Source organism: Pseudomonas sp. AC172, assembly GCF_979258595.1.
The window spans coordinates 756,359-771,560 of sequence record NZ_OZ409868.1; the positions used below are offsets into that span (position 1 = coordinate 756,359).

Here is a 15,202-nt window from a genome sequence, read left to right on the forward strand (position 1 = left end):
CCCCAAAAGCTTGACCGTGAACAGAGTATCTACAGGGATCACCGAAACCTTGTGGGAGTGAGCTTGCTCGCGAAGGCGTCAGTAAAGTCACCACCTACAGCGGCAGATACCGACTCAACAACGCCCGCAACGCCGCCGGCTTCACCGGTTTGGCCAGATAATCCAGCCCCGCCGCATGCACCTGCGCGACCATCTCCGGTCGCCCGTCAGCACTGATTACCACCCCGGGCACCGGTTCACCCAGGCGTGTGCGCAACCACGCCATCAGCTCGGTGCCGGTGTCACCGTGATCGAGGTGATAGTCGACCAACGCCAGTTGTGGTCGCACGCCGTCACTCAGCAGCGCCGCACATTCCTCGCGATTACGCGCCGTCCACACCTGACAGCCCCAGCGGCTCAGCAGGCTGTTCATGCCGATCAGAATGCTGTCTTCATTGTCGATGCACAGCACCTGCGCGCCGCTCAGCAACTTGCCATTCAATTCAGCGGCGGCGCTGGCCGGCACGACTTGTGAGCGAGCCAGCGGCACGCTGACGCTGAACACACTGCCGCGCCCCGGCCATGAGCGCACACGAAGGGTATGGCCGAGTACACGGCACAAACCATCGGCAATCGCCAACCCCAGCCCGAGGCCTTTTTCGGCGCGGGTCTGATGACTGTCGAGGCGTTTGAACTCCTCGAAAATCACCTGCTGTTTATCTTCCGGGATCCCCGGCCCGCGATCCCACACTTCCAGGCACAGCTCGCCGCCGCGTCGGCGCACGCCCAGCAGCACCGGACCTTTGGCATAGCGGAATGCGTTGGTGAGGAAGTTCTGCAGAATCCGTCGCAGTAATTTGATGTCGCTGTCGATGCGCAAATGACTGCCGCGCACACGGAAGGTCAAACCTTGTTCCTGGGCCAGTGCCTTGAACTCGGCACCGAGAATGTCGAACAGCTCATTGACGGCGAACGGCTTGCGGTCGGGGTTGATCTTGCCGTTTTCCAGTCGGGAGATATCCAACAGATCGCTGATCAAGTCCTCGGCCGAGCGCAGCGAGCTGTCGAGGTGCTGCACCAGTTTCTGCGCCTCGCTGCTCAAGCCGTCGTCCTGATGGGAGAGGGCGGCGGAGAACAGTCGAGCGGCGTTCAGCGGCTGCATCAAGTCATGGCTGACTGCCGCGAGGAAACGGGTTTTCGACTGGTTGGCCGCCTCGGCAGTGCCCTTGGCTTCGGTCAGTGCGACGTTGAGTTGCGACAGTTCCTGGGTGCGTTCGCTGACGCGTTGCTCCAGCCCTTCGTTAGCTTCGGTCAGCGCTTGTTCGGCTTCGCGGAACGCGGTGATGTCGGTGAAACTCATGACGAAGCCGCCGCCCGGCATCGGGTTGCCGATCAACTCGATCACTCGGCCGTTGGGGAACAGCCGCTCAGACGTGTGCGCGCGGCCCTGACGCATCCAGTGCAAACGGCGGGCAACGTGCACTTCGGCTTCACCGGGGCCGCACAGACCACGTTCGGCGTTGTAGCGAATAATGTCGGCGATCGGTCGGCCGACACTGATCAAACCGTCCGGGTAGTTGAACAGTTCCAGATAACGCCGGTTCCACGCCACCAGTTTCAGCGACTGGTCGACGACGCTGATGCCTTGGGTAATATTCTCGATCGCACCTTGCAGCAGGGCGCGGTTGAACTGTAGGACCTCCGAAGCTTCATCGGCGATTCGGACTACATCCTCCAGTTGCATTTCCCGACCTTCGATGGCGGCTTTTACCACGGCGCGCGTCGAAGAAGCGCCAAGCACACCGGCCAACAAACGCTCGGTGTGGGCGATCCATTCGCCGTCAGCATTCTGGTTCGGGTTGAAGCCTTTGCCCTGGCGATAGGCGAAGCGGATGAAGCTTTGGCGCGCACGTTCTTCACCGACAAAGCGCGCAGCCAGTTGCAGCAAGTCGTCGATCTGCACCGCCAGCATCGAGCGTGCACTCGGCCGCGCGCTGATTTCCTGACCGATGAAACGCCCGGCCTGCCAATGCTCGGATACTCGCGTACGCGACAGCACCGAAACCCAGGCAAACAAGGTGAAGTTACCGGCCAGCGACAACACCACACCTTGGGTCAGTGGGGTAATCGGCAGGTTCAGCGGATTACTGTGCAACCACGCCAGCCCCGGAAAACTGCTCAGCGACCAGCCAAGGCTGTGCGCGGCAATCGGCAGGATCAACGTGTAGAACCACAAGAAAGTACCGGCGGCCAGACCTGCGAAAACACCGCGACGGTTGGCCTGTTTCCAGTACAGCGCGCCGAGCATCGCTGGCGCCAGTTGGGTCACTGCAGCGAAGGCAATCTGGCCGATGGTCGCCAGACTGGCAGTGGAGCCGAGCAAGCGATAGCTGACGTACGCCAGCAACAGAATCACCACGATGCTCACGCGGCGAACCGAGAGCATCCACTGGCGGAACACTTCGAAGGGGCGCTCGGCGTTATTGCGGCGCAGCAACCACGGCAACAGCATGTCGTTGGAGACCATGGTCGACAACGCCACGCTGGCGACAATCACCATGCCGGTTGCCGCTGATGCGCCACCAATAAACGCCAGCATCGCCAGCGCCGGATGCGCCTGCGCCAGTGGCAGGCTGATCACGAAGGAGTCGGGCAGTACGTCGCTGGGCAGCAGCATCTGACCGGCCAGCGCGATCGGAACTACAAACAACGCGGCCAGCGCGAGATAGGCAGGAAACACCCATTTGGCCAGACGCAGATCCTGCGGATCGATGTTCTCCACCACCGTCACATGGAACTGCCGGGGCAGGCAGATGATCGCCATCATCGCCACGCCGGTTTGCACCACCATCGACGGCCAGTTGATGGTTTCTTTCCAGTATTCCTCGAGGCGTGGGGCGAGCATGGCCTGGTTGAACAGGTCATCGAAACCGTCATACAGGCCATAAGTGACGAAGGCGCCGACGGCGAGAAAGGCGAACAGTTTGACCAACGATTCGAAGGCAATTGCCAGCACCATGCCACGGTGGTGTTCAGTGGCGTCGAGGTTGCGCGTACCGAAGACAATGGTGAACAGTGCCAGCACCAGCGACACGATCAGCGCGGTGTCCTGGGCGCGGGTGCCCATGGCGTCCGCCCCGGCACCGATCAACAGATTTACGCCGAGGACGATGCCTTTGAGTTGCAGGGCGATGTAGGGGAGGACGCCGACCAGGCAGATCAACGCCACGACCACCGCCAGCGATTGCGATTTGCCGTAGCGTGCAGCGATAAAGTCAGCGATGGAGGTGATGTTCTCCTGCTTGCTGATCATCACCATTTTCTGCAGAACCCACGGCGCGCCCACCAGCAGCAGGATCGGCCCAAGGTAAATCGGCAGGAATGACCACAGTTGTTCCGCCGCCTGTCCAACTGCGCCGAAGAACGTCCAGCTGGTGCAGTAAACCGCCAGCGACAGGCTGTACACCCAGGCACGCATCCGCGGCGGCAACGGCGCGCTGCGTCGGTCGCCGTAGAAGGCGATGGCGAACATGATGGCCATATAGGCCAGGGCGACGGCGGCGATCAGCCCGGTGGACAGCGACATGCAACACTCCCGACAAAAGACTCCCCGGCACTCCTGCCCGGGCGGACAGTCTCGCATGCGCGGGGCGGTTAGTCAGTGTCGACCAAGGTCGTGGCGTGGCGGGGTGTCGCAGGGCGAGAACCGGGTGGTTTTTGTGCTGACTCTTAAGGCCCCATCGCGAGCAGGCGAAGGCCTGCATTTGGATTGCATTCCCCTATGGGAGCGAGCCTGCTCGCGAAGGCGTCAGTCCTGCTGCAATGCAATCTCGATCAGCCGATGAAGCTCATCCACCTCCAGCGCCGCCGCCGAAAACAGGATCCGGAACACCACCGGCGCGACCACCAGATTGATCAGCCGATCGACACTCGGCGCCACCTCATCGGGATGTCGCTCAACAATCGTCTGCAACTGCGCACCAATGATCGTCACGCAGTACCCCGGCGTGGCGCTCGCCTGCACGTCGCGCATCATGTTGCGGCCGGGCTCGGAGCTCATCTCATCGAGGTACTGCTCGGCCCACGCGCGAATATCACTGCGCAAGCTACCGGTTTGCGCCGGCTCGCTGTCCGGTCGCATGCGGGCGAGGGCGACGTCGGCCAACAACGCCGACAAGTCCCCCCAACGCCGATAAATTGTCGATGGCGTGACCCCCGCACGTGCGGCGATCTGCGGGACGGTCACGGTCGAACGCTCCTGCTCCTGCAGAAGTGCGCGAACTGCCGAATGAATTGCATCTTGCACCCGGGCACTGCGGCCACCAGGGCGTAAACCTTCTTTAATAGCCATGCGGCAGACCTTAACACAAAGAATTTGCTTTAAGCGTTGAGCGGTAGCACACTCTGCAAAAGCAAAAAATTAGCTTTTGCGGAGTGTGCACATGAATAGCGCTGTTTCACATCGTTCGAATCTGTGGTTTCTGGCGATCACCTTACTGAGTTTTCTCGCCGCTTCCACTGCACCGACGCCGTTGTATCACCTGTATCAGGATCAACTGCACTTCTCGGCCGCGGTGCTGACGCTGATCTTTGGCGTGTATGCGCTCAGTCTGTTGGTCGCGCTATTAACAGTGGGCTCGCTGTCCGATCACGTCGGACGCAAGCCGGTGATCTTCACCGCTGTACTGCTCAACGCGTTGGCGATGCTACTTTTTATCTACGCCGACAGTGTGATTTGGCTGATCAGTGCGCGGGTACTGCAGGGGTTTGCTACCGGCATGGCCACGGCTGTTTTAAGCGCGACATTGCTCGACACCGATCGCCAGCAAGGACCGTTGATCAACAGTGTCGCGCCGTTGCTGGGCATGGCATTGGGCGGCATGGGGTGCGGATTGTTGGCCGAGTTCGCCCCGGCACCGTTGCAACTGACCTATTGGCTCCTGCTCGCACTGTTTGTATTGCAGGGCATTTATGTATGGCGCTTGCCGGAAAGCGTTACGCCGCAAGCCGGAGCGTGGGCATCGTTGCGGCCGACTTTGCATGTGCCGGTGCGGGCACGTTCAACGTTGTGGCGAGTGTTGCCGCTGAACACCGCAACCTGGGCGCTCGGTGGTTTCTACGCCTCCCTCGCGCCATCGCTGGTGCGCACCGCCACCGGTTCTACCTCGAACCTGATCGGCGGCGCAACCGTGGCAGCCTTGACGGTGACCGGAGCATTGATGATTTTCACGCTGCGCAATCGTCCCGCGATTCGGGCGTTGCAGTTGGGCGCGAGCCTGCTGCCGATCGGCCTGGTATTGATTCTGCTGGGGGTACACAGCGCCAGTCTGTCGCTGTTTTTCCTCGGTACGCTGTTGGCCGGTTGCGGCTTCGGTTCGGGCTTTCTCGGCGCCGTACGCAGTCTGGTTCCACTGGCCTTGCCACATGAGCGCGCAGGGTTGATGGCGGCCTATTACGTGCTCAGTTATCTGGCGTTCTGCCTGCCGGCGCTGCTCGCCGGGCACTTGTCGCGCAGTTACGGTTTGCTGGCGACCACTGATGGTTACGGTGCGGTGTTGATTGTGTTGGCTGTCGGCGCACTGTTGCTCAGCCTGCGTCCTTCGGCAGCGAAGGCGTGCAGCGCTCCATAACTGCTGCGGTTTCGGTTAGCCTTGGCCAGCCTTCTTCTCACGGATCGACTCATGAAGATCATTCGCAGCAAGACCTTCACCGCCGAGCGCGCCTGGGGCGCGCTGGACATCGCCAACATGAATGGCATCACCACGCGCCTGCACTGGACGGATCAGCCGTACAAATGGCACGTCAACGACGGCGAGGAGGTGTTTGTGGTGCTCGATGGCCAAGTGCTGATGCATTACCGCGAGCAGGGCGAAGAAAAGCAGGTGCAGCTGGATGTCGGTGACATCTTCTACGCGAGCGTCGGCACCGAGCACGTTGCTCATCCGCAAGGCGCAGCACGGATTCTGGTGATCGAGAGCGAAGGCAGCGTTTAACTGCTTATTGGCAAAACAGATAACAGTTAGAGATATTACCCGTTATATAGATATTCGATTCGGTTCTACCATGGGCTCAACCTCACCAGAGGACAGGAGTTCATGATGATTTGCCCCAACAGCGCCAAACCCGGCATCAAGCCGTTCAGCCAGCTTCAGCATCCGCGCGAAGTGATCCGCCAGTTCACCCCGAACTGGTTTGCCGCCACCATGGGCACGGGTGTGCTGGCGTTGGCCCTGGCGCAACTGCCCTTGGCCATTCCAGGCCTGCACGCCATCGCCGAAGGTTTGTGGTTGTTCAACATCCTGTTGTTCAGCCTGTTTACCGCTGCCTATGCTGCGCGCTGGATCTTGTTCTTCGATGAGGCGCGGCGGATTTTCGGCCACTCCACGGTATCGATGTTCTTCGGCACCATTCCCATGGGCCTGGCGACGATTATCAACGGTTTTCTGCTGTTCGGCCTGCCACGTTGGGGCGACGGCGTGATTCATCTCGCCGAAGTGTTGTGGTGGATCGATGTGGCCATGTCGCTGGCCTGTGGCGTGTTGATTCCGTACATGATGTTTACCCGCCAGGAACACAGCATCGACCAGATGACTGCGGTTTGGCTGCTGCCGGTCGTGGCAGCAGAAGTGGCGGCGGCCAGCGGTGGTTTGCTCGCACCGCATCTCACCGATGCCCACTCGCAACTGCTGGTACTGACGACGAGTTACGTGCTCTGGGCTTTTTCCCTGCCGGTAGCGTTCAGCATTCTGACGATCCTGCTGCTGCGCATGGCCCTGCACAAACTGCCCCACGAAAACATGGCCGCCTCAAGCTGGCTGGCCCTCGGCCCGATCGGCACCGGCGCGCTGGGTATGTTGCTGTTAGGCGGTGATGCGCCAGCGATCTTCGCGGCAAACGGTCTGCCGGGCATCGGTGAAATCGCCTCGGGTCTGGGGCTTATTGTCGGCATTACCCTGTGGGGTTTTGGTCTGTGGTGGATGCTGATGGCGCTACTGATCACCGTGCGTTACTTGCGTGACGGCATCCCGTTCAACCTTGGCTGGTGGGGATTCACCTTCCCGTTGGGTGTGTATTCTCTGGCCACTTTGAAACTGGCTAGCACCCTGAACCTGACGTTTTTCAGCGTTGTCGGCACGCTGTTGGTGATGTTGCTGGCGGTGATGTGGCTGATCGTCGGTAAACGCACCTTGCAAGGCGCCTGGCGTGGCGAGCTGTTCGTCTCGCCGTGCATCGCAGGTTTGAAGAAATAACCCGAAAAGTTTAGGTAAGGTGTGGCCTGGATCGCGGTTCGATAATCCAATAAGCAGTACCCAGGCCTCTCTACCTTAAACATCAGGGAAACACGGAAGATGAGTCACCCCTCACAGTTCAACCTGCTGCGCACGCGGCGCTTCTTGCCGTTTTTTATCACGCAGTCGCTCGGCGCGTTCAACGACAACGTGTTCAAGCAGTCGCTGATCCTCGCCATTCTCTATCGCTTGACCATCGAGGGTGACCGTTCGATCTGGGTCAACCTGTGCGCGTTGCTGTTCATCCTGCCGTTTTTTCTATTCTCGGCACTGGCCGGGCAGTTTGGTGAAAAGTTCGCCAAAGACGCGCTGATCCGTCTGATCAAACTCGCGGAAATCGCGATCATGGCCGTAGGATCGGTCGGTTTCCTCTTTGATCACCTATCGCTGATGCTGGTGGCGCTGTTCGCCATGGGCACGCACTCGGCGCTGTTCGGGCCGGTAAAATATTCGATCCTGCCGCAGGCGTTGCGTGAGGATGAACTGGTTGGCGGCAACGGCCTGGTGGAAATGGGCACGTTTCTGGCGATTCTCGCCGGGACGATCGGCGCCGGGGTCATCATGTCTTCGACCCATTACGCGCCGCTGGTCTCGACAGCCATTGTCGGTATCGCCGTGCTGGGTTATCTGGCCAGCCGCAGCATTCCGCGCGCAGCGGCGTCCTCTCCGGAGATGCGCCTGAACTGGAATATCTTCAGCCAGTCGTGGGCCACGTTGAAACTTGGTCTGGGCCAGACTCCGGCGGTATCGCGTTCGATTGTCGGCAACTCATGGTTCTGGTTTGTCGGGGCAATTTACCTGACGCAGATTCCGGCCTATGCCAAAGAGTGGATGCACGGTGACGAAACCGTCGTCACGCTGATTCTGACGGTGTTCTCGGTCGGTATCGCGCTCGGCTCGATGCTCTGCGAGAAGCTTTCCGGGCGCAAAGTCGAGATTGGCCTGGTGCCGTTCGGCTCATTCGGTCTGACCGCGTTCGGTCTGTTGCTGTGGTGGCATTCCGGTGGAATCCCCGACAGTGTCACCGGCCACAGCTGGATTGAAGTGCTGGGCTTTGTGCACACCTGGGCGGTGCTGATCGACATCCTCGGCCTCGGGATTTTTGGTGGTTTCTACATCGTGCCGCTGTATGCCTTGATCCAGTCGCGCACCGCCGAGAACGAGCGCGCGCGAGTGATTGCCGCCAACAACATTCTCAACGCGCTGTTTATGGTGGTCTCGGCCATCGTCTCGATCGTGTTGTTGAGTGTGGCCAAGCTGTCGATCCCGCAGTTGTTCCTCGTGGTGTCACTGCTGAACATTGGCGTTAATGCCTACATCTTCAAGATCGTCCCCGAGTTCAGCATGCGTTTCATGATCTGGCTGCTCAGCCATTCCATGTACCGCGTCGAGCACCGCAACCTTGAGGCGATTCCGGATGAAGGCGCGGCATTGCTGGTGTGCAACCACGTGTCGTTTGTCGACGCCTTGCTGATTGGCGGCGCGGTGCGTCGGCCGATTCGCTTTGTCATGTACTACAAGATCTACAACTTGCCGGTGCTGAACTTTATCTTCCGTACGGCGGGGGCGATTCCTATCGCCGGGCGCCAGGAAGATATTCAGATCTACGAAAAGGCCTTCACGCGGATTGCTCAGTATCTGAAGGACGGCGAGCTGGTATGCATCTTCCCGGAAGGCAAATTGACTGCCGATGGCGAGATGAACGAGTTCAGAGGCGGGCTGACGCGGATTCTCGAGGAGACGCCGGTGCCGGTGATTCCGTTGGCGTTGCAGGGGTTGTGGGGGAGTTTCTTCAGTCGCGATCCGAACAAAGGCTTGTTTCACCGGTTGTGGTCGCGGGTGACGTTGGTGGCGGGAGCGCCGGTCGATGTTGAAGCGGCTGAGCCGGCGCAGTTGCAGGTGTTGGTCGGGGAATTGCGCGGGGCAGTAAGATAGCCGGCGATTCTAAGGGCCTCTTCGCGAGCAGGCTCGCTCCCATAGTTGATCGTATTCCTCTGACGGAGCGCGATTGAATGTGGGAGCGAGCCTGCTCGCGAAAACGCTAGTGGCCTAGGCGCTGACCTTGAGGCCAATCAAACCCGTGATGATCAGCGCCACACTGGCCAGCCGAATCAACGCCATCGACTCGCCAAACAGGATGATCCCGGCAATCACCGTGCCCACGGCACCGACGCCGGTCCAAATCGCATAAGCCGTGCCCAACGGCAATTCCTTCATCGCCAGGCCCAGCAGGCCAAGGCTGATGGCCATAGCCGCAACAGTCAAAACGGTGGGCAGTGGGCGGGTAAAGCCGTCGGTGTATTTCAGGCCGACGGCCCAGCCGACTTCGAACAGGCCGGCGAAAAACAGAATGATCCAGGACATGAGAAACCTCCATCGATTGATGGGGTCGTCCCCAGAGTAATGACTCGATCGAGCCGCAGGGTCGTCCCCGCGTTGCGCGCTAGTTTGACCAGCATTAACCCGGGGATCAAGTTTCGAGGTCAGTCGGCCGCTTGCTGCGACAGTGCCTCGCGATCTTCCTTCTCGCTCATGCGCCGGAAATACGTCGACAGCAGTGCGCCGGAAATATTGTGCCAGACGCTGAACAGCGCACTCGGCACCGCCGCCAATGGCGAAAAATGCGCACTGGCCAATGCCGCGCCCAACCCCGAATTCTGCATGCCCACTTCCAGTGCCAACGACTTGCGCTGGGCCAGCGGCAACTTGAACAGGCGCCCGGTGAAGTAGCCCAGCAAATAACCGAAGCTGTTGTGCAGCATGACCACGGCCATGATCAGCAGACCGGATTCGGCGATTTTTGCCTGACTGGCCGCCACCACGGCGGTGACGATAATGACGATGCTGACCACCGACACCAGCGGCAACACATCGACGGCGTGACGAACCTTGTCGCCAAGCAAACGCTGGGCCACCACGCCAAGAATGATCGGTAGCAACACCACTTGCAGGATCGACCAGAACAGCTCCATGAACGACACCGGCAGCCAAGCCGAAGCCAGCAGCCAGATTAACGCCGGGGTCAGCAGTGGGGCGAGGAGGGTGGTGACGGCGGCGATTGCCACCGACAATGCCAGATCGCCGCGAGCCAGCCAGGTCATCACGTTGGACGAGGTGCCGCTCGGGCAGCAGCCGACCAGAATCACCCCGACGGCTATTTCCGGCGGTAGATGGAACACTTGGCAGAGCAACCACGCCACACCGGGCATGATCACGAAATGCGCGACTACGCCCAACGCTACACGCCACGGGTGGCGAGCAACGGCAGCGAAGTCGTCGAGTTTGAGGGTCAGGCCCATGCCGAACATCACCAGCCCGAGCAGCGGCACGATCGCGCCTTTGAGACCGAGGAACCACGCCGGTTGCAGGAACGCAATCACCGCGAAAATCAGAACCCAGTAAGCGAAGGTGTTGCCGACAAAGCGGCTGAGTGCAGCCAGTGCGCGCATGGCTTGATCCTTATTATTAAATGAACAACACAAAACATTGTGGGAGCGAGCCCGCTCGCGAAAGCAGTGTGCCAGACACATTAATGTTAACTGTCACTGCGCCTTCGCGAGCAGGCTCGCTCCCACAGTTTTGAAACTCTCCAGGCGTTAGATCCCCTGCGGAGTCTCTTCCCCACCCAACGCTTCAACCAGCGCCGGCAGGAAGTCGCCAAACGTCAGCATCATCAGGGTGAAGCTGGCATCCAGTTGACCCAGTGCCTCATCGCCGCCGTCCTGTTCAGCCTGATCCTGCAACAGATCTTCGAACTTCAGACGTTTGACGGTCATCTTGTCATCGAGCATGAACGACAGTTTGTCCTGCCAGGCCAGCGACAGTTGAGTAACGACTTTGCCGGTGCTCAGGTGCAGCTGGATTTCTTCGCTGGTCAGGTCCTGACGTTTGCAACGCACGATACCGCCGTCTTCGTGGGTGTCGCGCAGCTCGCACTCGTCGAGTACATAGAAGTCATCGGCGGCTTTTTGCGTGGTGACCCATTCGGTCATGACGGCTGTCGGTGCCATTTTCACGGTCAGCGGACGGACGGGCAGGGTGCCGATCACTTCACGCAGGGTCGACAGCAGGTCTTCGGCGCGTTTCGGGCTGGCCGAGTTGACCAGGATCAGACCCTGTTTCGGCGCGATGGCGGCGAAGGTCGACGAGCGCCGGATAAAGGCGCGCGGCAGGAACGCCTGGATGATTTCATCCTTGATCTGATCGCGTTCCTTCTTATAGACCTTGCGCATCTGCTCGGCTTCGATCTCTTCGACCTTTTCCTTGACCGCGTCGCGCACGACGCTGCCCGGCAGAATGCGTTCTTCTTTACGCGCGGAAATCAGCAGGAAGTCACCGCTGACGTGCACCAATGGAGCATCTTCGCCTTTGCCGAACGGCGCGACGAAACCGTAGGTGGTCAACTCCTGGCTTGCACATGGACGCGCCAGTTTGGTGGCCAGTGCAGTTTCCAGCGCCTCGGCATCGACAGGCAGGTCTTGGGTCAGGCGATAGATAAGCAGGTTTTTGAACCACATGGGGTGAGTCTCTCCTTTATACAAAGGGGGGCATTATTGTCTTCGCCGTCTGATAGGCCAACCCTTCTCTAAGCCTTTGGAAGGCCTGAGAAAATTATTTAAAAAAGTGCTTGCCAGAGGTTGGGTCGCTCCGTAGAATGCGCGCCACACCGAAGCGAAGGGTGATTAGCTCAGCTGGGAGAGCGTCTGCCTTACAAGCAGAATGTCGGCGGTTCGATCCCGTCATCACCCACCATTCGTTTCAAGTGTTTAGCGCAGCGGTAGTTCAGTCGGTTAGAATACCGGCCTGTCACGCCGGGGGTCGCGGGTTCGAGTCCCGTCCGCTGCGCCATATTCGGTAACCTGGACCACTGAACGCCAGGTCACCACGGAAAAACCCGCCAAGGCGGGTTTTTTTCTGCTCCAAGGTTGTACCCGCGGGATGTGTCGTTTTACTGGTTTTCAGATTTATTTGAAAAAAACTTCAATTAAATCAACACTTTACGAAAACTTGTGGCATAATGCGTCCCGTAACGAAGCGAAGGGTGATTAGCTCAGCTGGGAGAGCGTCTGCCTTACAAGCAGAATGTCGGCGGTTCGATCCCGTCATCACCCACCATTCGTTTCAAGTGTTTCGCGCAGCGGTAGTTCAGTCGGTTAGAATACCGGCCTGTCACGCCGGGGGTCGCGGGTTCGAGTCCCGTCCGCTGCGCCATATTCGGAATCTGGAACGCTGAACGCCAGATTCCACAGAAAGCCCGCCTAGTGCGGGCTTTTTGCTGTCTGGCGTTTGAGTATTTTTCGCTGCATATATCTATGTAGTGCCTGCCAGCCAAGCCGCTTTCGGACAATGGGCAACGTTGTTCATGACTCATTTTGCGTCATGAATTGATTCATTGCCTACCGAGAGACCGAGCGCATGGATACTCCCCCTTCCAAAGAGTCGCAAGACAAAATATTCCGGGCGTACAACCCGTCCTTCCTGACCTGTGATGATGCAGCAGCTTGCCTGCACGACGTGTTGATTCTTCAGCGCGGGACCGAACTTCGCTGGTTCATCCTCAAAGACGAAGATGGTCGGTTTTTCTTCGCCGAAGCCGCAGAACCCAGTGCTACGCCTGCTGAAGAAGCTGAGGAAGCCGAAGAAGCCGAAGAAGCTGAGGAGGACGAACAGCCTGAACTGCTGGTTTCACTCGTCGTACCCGTCAGTGCAACCGGTCAACTGAGCGTTCCGCAAGGCTATACGGTCGAAGCCGTGTTCCGCATGCATCCCCCGAGCGATCAAGGCGTCGGAGAAACGGTGTCGGAGTGGAGTCAGCGCAACCGCTTTTTCTCTATATCCGACCTGGCTGACGTTATGAATACACGTCGACAGTACGCCAGGTGCTACCTGTCAGTAGACGGCAACTTGCTTTCGTACACCTCAACGAATTCGGTATTTGAAAAGGAGTTGGCACCCCGAATTGCCAAAGACCGCAGTGGTGCAGTGCGAATGTTTGAAAGTATGTATGGGCGAGGGCAGTTGCCGAGCAGTATCTGGATTCTATTGGCTGTTACGGCGGGTGAGGTTCTCACGGTTGTGTCGGGTGTCCTTTGGCGCAAACGGGGTGTGATCAACGCCAGCTGGCGCTCGGACATCTTTCAGGAAACACCCTCGAATTCGCAGATGCCGATCTTTGGCCAGGTCTGTCAGGATGCCAGGGAAGTCGCATATCACCTGCGCCTTCGACACCGGGAGACGTCAGCCGGCCGGCAATCGATGGGCTTTATCCTCAAGCACAAAATCCAAGACCTGTTCGTCGCCACGGCACCGAGTTTCAGCCAGTACGCCGATTTTGACCGGGCAACGCTTTTTCCCAAGGATCAGCATGGTAATCCGATGCTGCCCAAAGACTTTCGTGTGCATGGCATTTATCACTCGACCCAACCATTTGTCGCTAACATTTTGCCGGGTGGGGAAGATGAGCACTTTTTCTCCCCTGCCGACCTCAAGGTCGGGCTCAACCGACTATTGGCAGCCCCCCATCAGCGTTTGTTTCTTGTTACTTCGGATGGCGCTGTGTTGCGCTTTGCCAAGTCTGAAACGTCTCTGATAACAGGGTTGCTATCGGAGTTCGACGAAGGGCTGGAGCAGAAAATAGTCTCGGGTCAAATAACCCCGCAAATGTTTATCGACAAAGTTGCAGCGGTCGGGACCTTGGGTGTCATGGTCCCGAGCAAAAAATGGCCGACTCTTGGCAGGGTAACGTCTTCGTCTGGCCATCAGTTGGCAGCCCCCCAATCATGAAACCGGTTACTCACCATTACGCTGGTGACGATAATCACTGACTGCCTCGTAAACCGCTTTGCGCAAGCGGTTGATCCCGCCGATCGGTCGGTGCGCCTCAATGCCAAACCAAGGATTAAAGGACAGGTTATCGCATTGAAGATTCAACGCCGGGGTATCGAAATCCTGTGGTGGCAGGGTGATCCGTGCGACGGTTTCGAAGGGCGAATCCTGCTCGCGCCATTCGATGCTGGTGTCCTCGATCGGCATATATCTATGGGCATCCTGGCGCTGGATCTGCAGCACGAAGCAGGCGGGTACCCGATCCGTCGACAGCTGCTGACTCAATGCGCTGCGCAGGAAGTTTGGCAGGTCGTGGTTTTGTTTGGGTAATGTGTACGCGGGGCAATTGTCCGGATCGGGCGCTACCCGGAACTTTGCATTCATCTCGCCGAATTTGTAGGGCGAAACCGAAAAGTAGGTAGCCGCCGTCGGGCTATCCGGCGGCGGCGACAAGGTTGCCAGCGCAATCAACAAATGGCGGATCTGCCAAGTGCGAGGATCCCAGCCGGGGAAGAAGGCCATGACCTTCTTGCCGTCGGCTTGGGCCGCCACATTCTGACGGTATTCGGCGACATCGCTGACAAAGAAGCTCGGGTGGCTGAACATCACGAAATCCTGTTCAGGCTGTGCCTGGCGGTTGCCGAGCAGCTGTTTTCCAGAAACCTCCAGCAGTTTGATTGCCATGCCTCTGGCGTCGCGGATGCTGTCGAATTGTGGGTAGGCATTGCCGTTGGACAGGCGAATCATCGCTTGCCAGGTTTTGCCGGGCTCACTGAACACGCCCTGTCGCAGCGACTGCGCCAGTTCCGGCAACACCTGCACCTGCGCCTTCACGCAACCATGAGCCTTGGCATGGGCGTCGCGCAGATAGCGTGTGCTTTCACGGTGTTGATCGACGATGCGTACGGCGGTCTGGATCACGTCCTGGGTCATCGCCGCTTCGCCGGTGGGAATCTGCTCTTGCGCCGACACCGGGCCACGGTGTTGCCAGGCAAACCAGACCGTAGCGATGGCCCAGCCGAGCAGGCCGATGGCGAGCACTATCAGCACAGTCTTGCCAAACAAACGTCCAAGCCATAACCAGATTCTGGCCAGCAACGACTGTTCTT

General features: G+C 58.9%; 11 protein-coding genes and 4 tRNA genes. 9 read left to right on the forward strand and 6 right to left on the reverse strand.

Features of this window, described 5'->3' with window-relative positions; all coding sequences use genetic code 11:
- Window positions 1–94: 94 nt before the first annotated feature.
- Window positions 95–3,565 carry a hybrid sensor histidine kinase/response regulator gene (locus ACZ0A4_RS03580; protein ID WP_463573097.1) on the reverse strand — a complete coding sequence of 1,157 codons (3,471 nt, stop codon included), beginning with the start codon at window positions 3,563–3,565 and terminating at the stop codon, window positions 95–97.
- A gap of 222 nt (window positions 3,566–3,787) precedes the next feature.
- On the reverse strand, window positions 3,788–4,330 hold the full coding sequence (locus ACZ0A4_RS03585) for a TetR/AcrR family transcriptional regulator (protein ID WP_463573098.1): 543 nt from the start codon (window positions 4,328–4,330) through the stop codon (window positions 3,788–3,790).
- 91 nt (window positions 4,331–4,421) lie between these two features.
- Here ACZ0A4_RS03585 and ACZ0A4_RS03590 point away from each other — a divergent pair, with 91 nt between their 5' ends.
- The 4 genes from ACZ0A4_RS03590 (at window position 4,422) to ACZ0A4_RS03605 (ending at window position 9,203) form a co-directional block, all read left to right on the forward strand.
- A complete protein-coding gene (locus ACZ0A4_RS03590; protein ID WP_463573099.1) occupies window positions 4,422–5,609 on the forward strand; it encodes an MFS transporter in 1,188 nt (395 codons plus the stop codon).
- Between the two features lie 51 nt (window positions 5,610–5,660).
- On the forward strand, window positions 5,661–5,972 hold the full coding sequence (locus tag ACZ0A4_RS03595) for a cupin domain-containing protein (RefSeq protein ID WP_116032295.1): 312 nt from the start codon (window positions 5,661–5,663) through the stop codon (window positions 5,970–5,972).
- 105 nt (window positions 5,973–6,077) lie between these two features.
- Entirely contained in the window at window positions 6,078–7,229 is a 1,152-nt protein-coding gene (locus ACZ0A4_RS03600) for a TDT family transporter (RefSeq protein WP_463577481.1), read from the forward strand.
- 99 nt (window positions 7,230–7,328) lie between these two features.
- Entirely contained in the window at window positions 7,329–9,203 is a 1,875-nt protein-coding gene (locus ACZ0A4_RS03605) for an MFS transporter (RefSeq protein WP_463573100.1), read from the forward strand.
- 114 nt (window positions 9,204–9,317) lie between these two features.
- Here the strand turns inward: ACZ0A4_RS03605 and sugE are convergent, their stop codons facing one another.
- From sugE to rdgC, 3 genes are all read right to left on the reverse strand, one after another.
- On the reverse strand, window positions 9,318–9,632 hold the full coding sequence (gene sugE / locus ACZ0A4_RS03610; RefSeq protein WP_003223093.1) for a quaternary ammonium compound efflux SMR transporter SugE: 315 nt from the start codon (window positions 9,630–9,632) through the stop codon (window positions 9,318–9,320).
- Window positions 9,633–9,751: 119 nt separating this feature from the next.
- Complete coding sequence (locus tag ACZ0A4_RS03615) at window positions 9,752–10,717, reverse strand: bile acid:sodium symporter family protein (RefSeq protein WP_141126814.1); 966 nt, start codon at window positions 10,715–10,717, stop codon at window positions 9,752–9,754.
- A gap of 147 nt (window positions 10,718–10,864) precedes the next feature.
- Window positions 10,865–11,785, reverse strand: coding sequence for a recombination-associated protein RdgC (rdgC, locus tag ACZ0A4_RS03620; RefSeq protein ID WP_127926381.1), 921 nt, complete (start codon window positions 11,783–11,785; stop codon window positions 10,865–10,867).
- 159 nt (window positions 11,786–11,944) lie between these two features.
- Between rdgC and ACZ0A4_RS03625 the strand changes: the two genes are divergently transcribed.
- The 5 genes from ACZ0A4_RS03625 to ACZ0A4_RS03645 all read left to right on the forward strand — a co-directional run bounded on the left by ACZ0A4_RS03625 (window position 11,945) and on the right by ACZ0A4_RS03645 (window position 14,051).
- Window positions 11,945–12,020 (forward strand) — tRNA-Val (locus tag ACZ0A4_RS03625).
- 19 nt (window positions 12,021–12,039) lie between these two features.
- Window positions 12,040–12,116, forward strand: a tRNA-Asp gene (locus ACZ0A4_RS03630).
- A 191-nt stretch (window positions 12,117–12,307) separates the two neighbouring features.
- Window positions 12,308–12,383: transfer RNA gene (locus ACZ0A4_RS03635), tRNA-Val, on the forward strand.
- 19 nt (window positions 12,384–12,402) lie between these two features.
- Window positions 12,403–12,479: transfer RNA gene (locus ACZ0A4_RS03640), tRNA-Asp, on the forward strand.
- A 204-nt stretch (window positions 12,480–12,683) separates the two neighbouring features.
- Window positions 12,684–14,051, forward strand: coding sequence for a hypothetical protein (locus ACZ0A4_RS03645; RefSeq protein WP_463573101.1), 1,368 nt, complete (start codon window positions 12,684–12,686; stop codon window positions 14,049–14,051).
- Between the two features lie 6 nt (window positions 14,052–14,057).
- Here the strand turns inward: ACZ0A4_RS03645 and ACZ0A4_RS03650 are convergent, their stop codons facing one another.
- Window positions 14,058–15,191: a catalase family protein gene (locus ACZ0A4_RS03650; RefSeq protein ID WP_463577483.1), complete on the reverse strand. Its 1,134-nt coding sequence runs from the start codon at window positions 15,189–15,191 to the stop codon at window positions 14,058–14,060.
- Window positions 15,192–15,202 lie beyond the last annotated feature (11 nt).

Bases quoted from the DNA above. Each gene is read 5' to 3' on its own strand.
- ACZ0A4_RS03580 (WP_463573097.1), bottom strand. From the start codon at position 3,565: ATGTCGCTGTCCACCGGGCTGATCGCCGCCGTCGCCCTGGCCTATATG.
- ACZ0A4_RS03585 (WP_463573098.1), bottom strand. From the start codon at position 4,330: ATGGCTATTAAAGAAGGTTTACGCCCTGGTGGCCGCAGTGCCCGGGTG.
- ACZ0A4_RS03590 (WP_463573099.1), top strand. From the start codon at position 4,422: ATGAATAGCGCTGTTTCACATCGTTCGAATCTGTGGTTTCTGGCGATC.
- ACZ0A4_RS03595 (WP_116032295.1), top strand. From the start codon at position 5,661: ATGAAGATCATTCGCAGCAAGACCTTCACCGCCGAGCGCGCCTGGGGC.
- ACZ0A4_RS03600 (WP_463577481.1), top strand. From the start codon at position 6,078: ATGATTTGCCCCAACAGCGCCAAACCCGGCATCAAGCCGTTCAGCCAG.
- ACZ0A4_RS03605 (WP_463573100.1), top strand. From the start codon at position 7,329: ATGAGTCACCCCTCACAGTTCAACCTGCTGCGCACGCGGCGCTTCTTG.
- sugE (WP_003223093.1), bottom strand. From the start codon at position 9,632: ATGTCCTGGATCATTCTGTTTTTCGCCGGCCTGTTCGAAGTCGGCTGG.
- ACZ0A4_RS03615 (WP_141126814.1), bottom strand. From the start codon at position 10,717: ATGCGCGCACTGGCTGCACTCAGCCGCTTTGTCGGCAACACCTTCGCT.
- rdgC (WP_127926381.1), bottom strand. From the start codon at position 11,785: ATGTGGTTCAAAAACCTGCTTATCTATCGCCTGACCCAAGACCTGCCT.
- ACZ0A4_RS03645 (WP_463573101.1), top strand. From the start codon at position 12,684: ATGGATACTCCCCCTTCCAAAGAGTCGCAAGACAAAATATTCCGGGCG.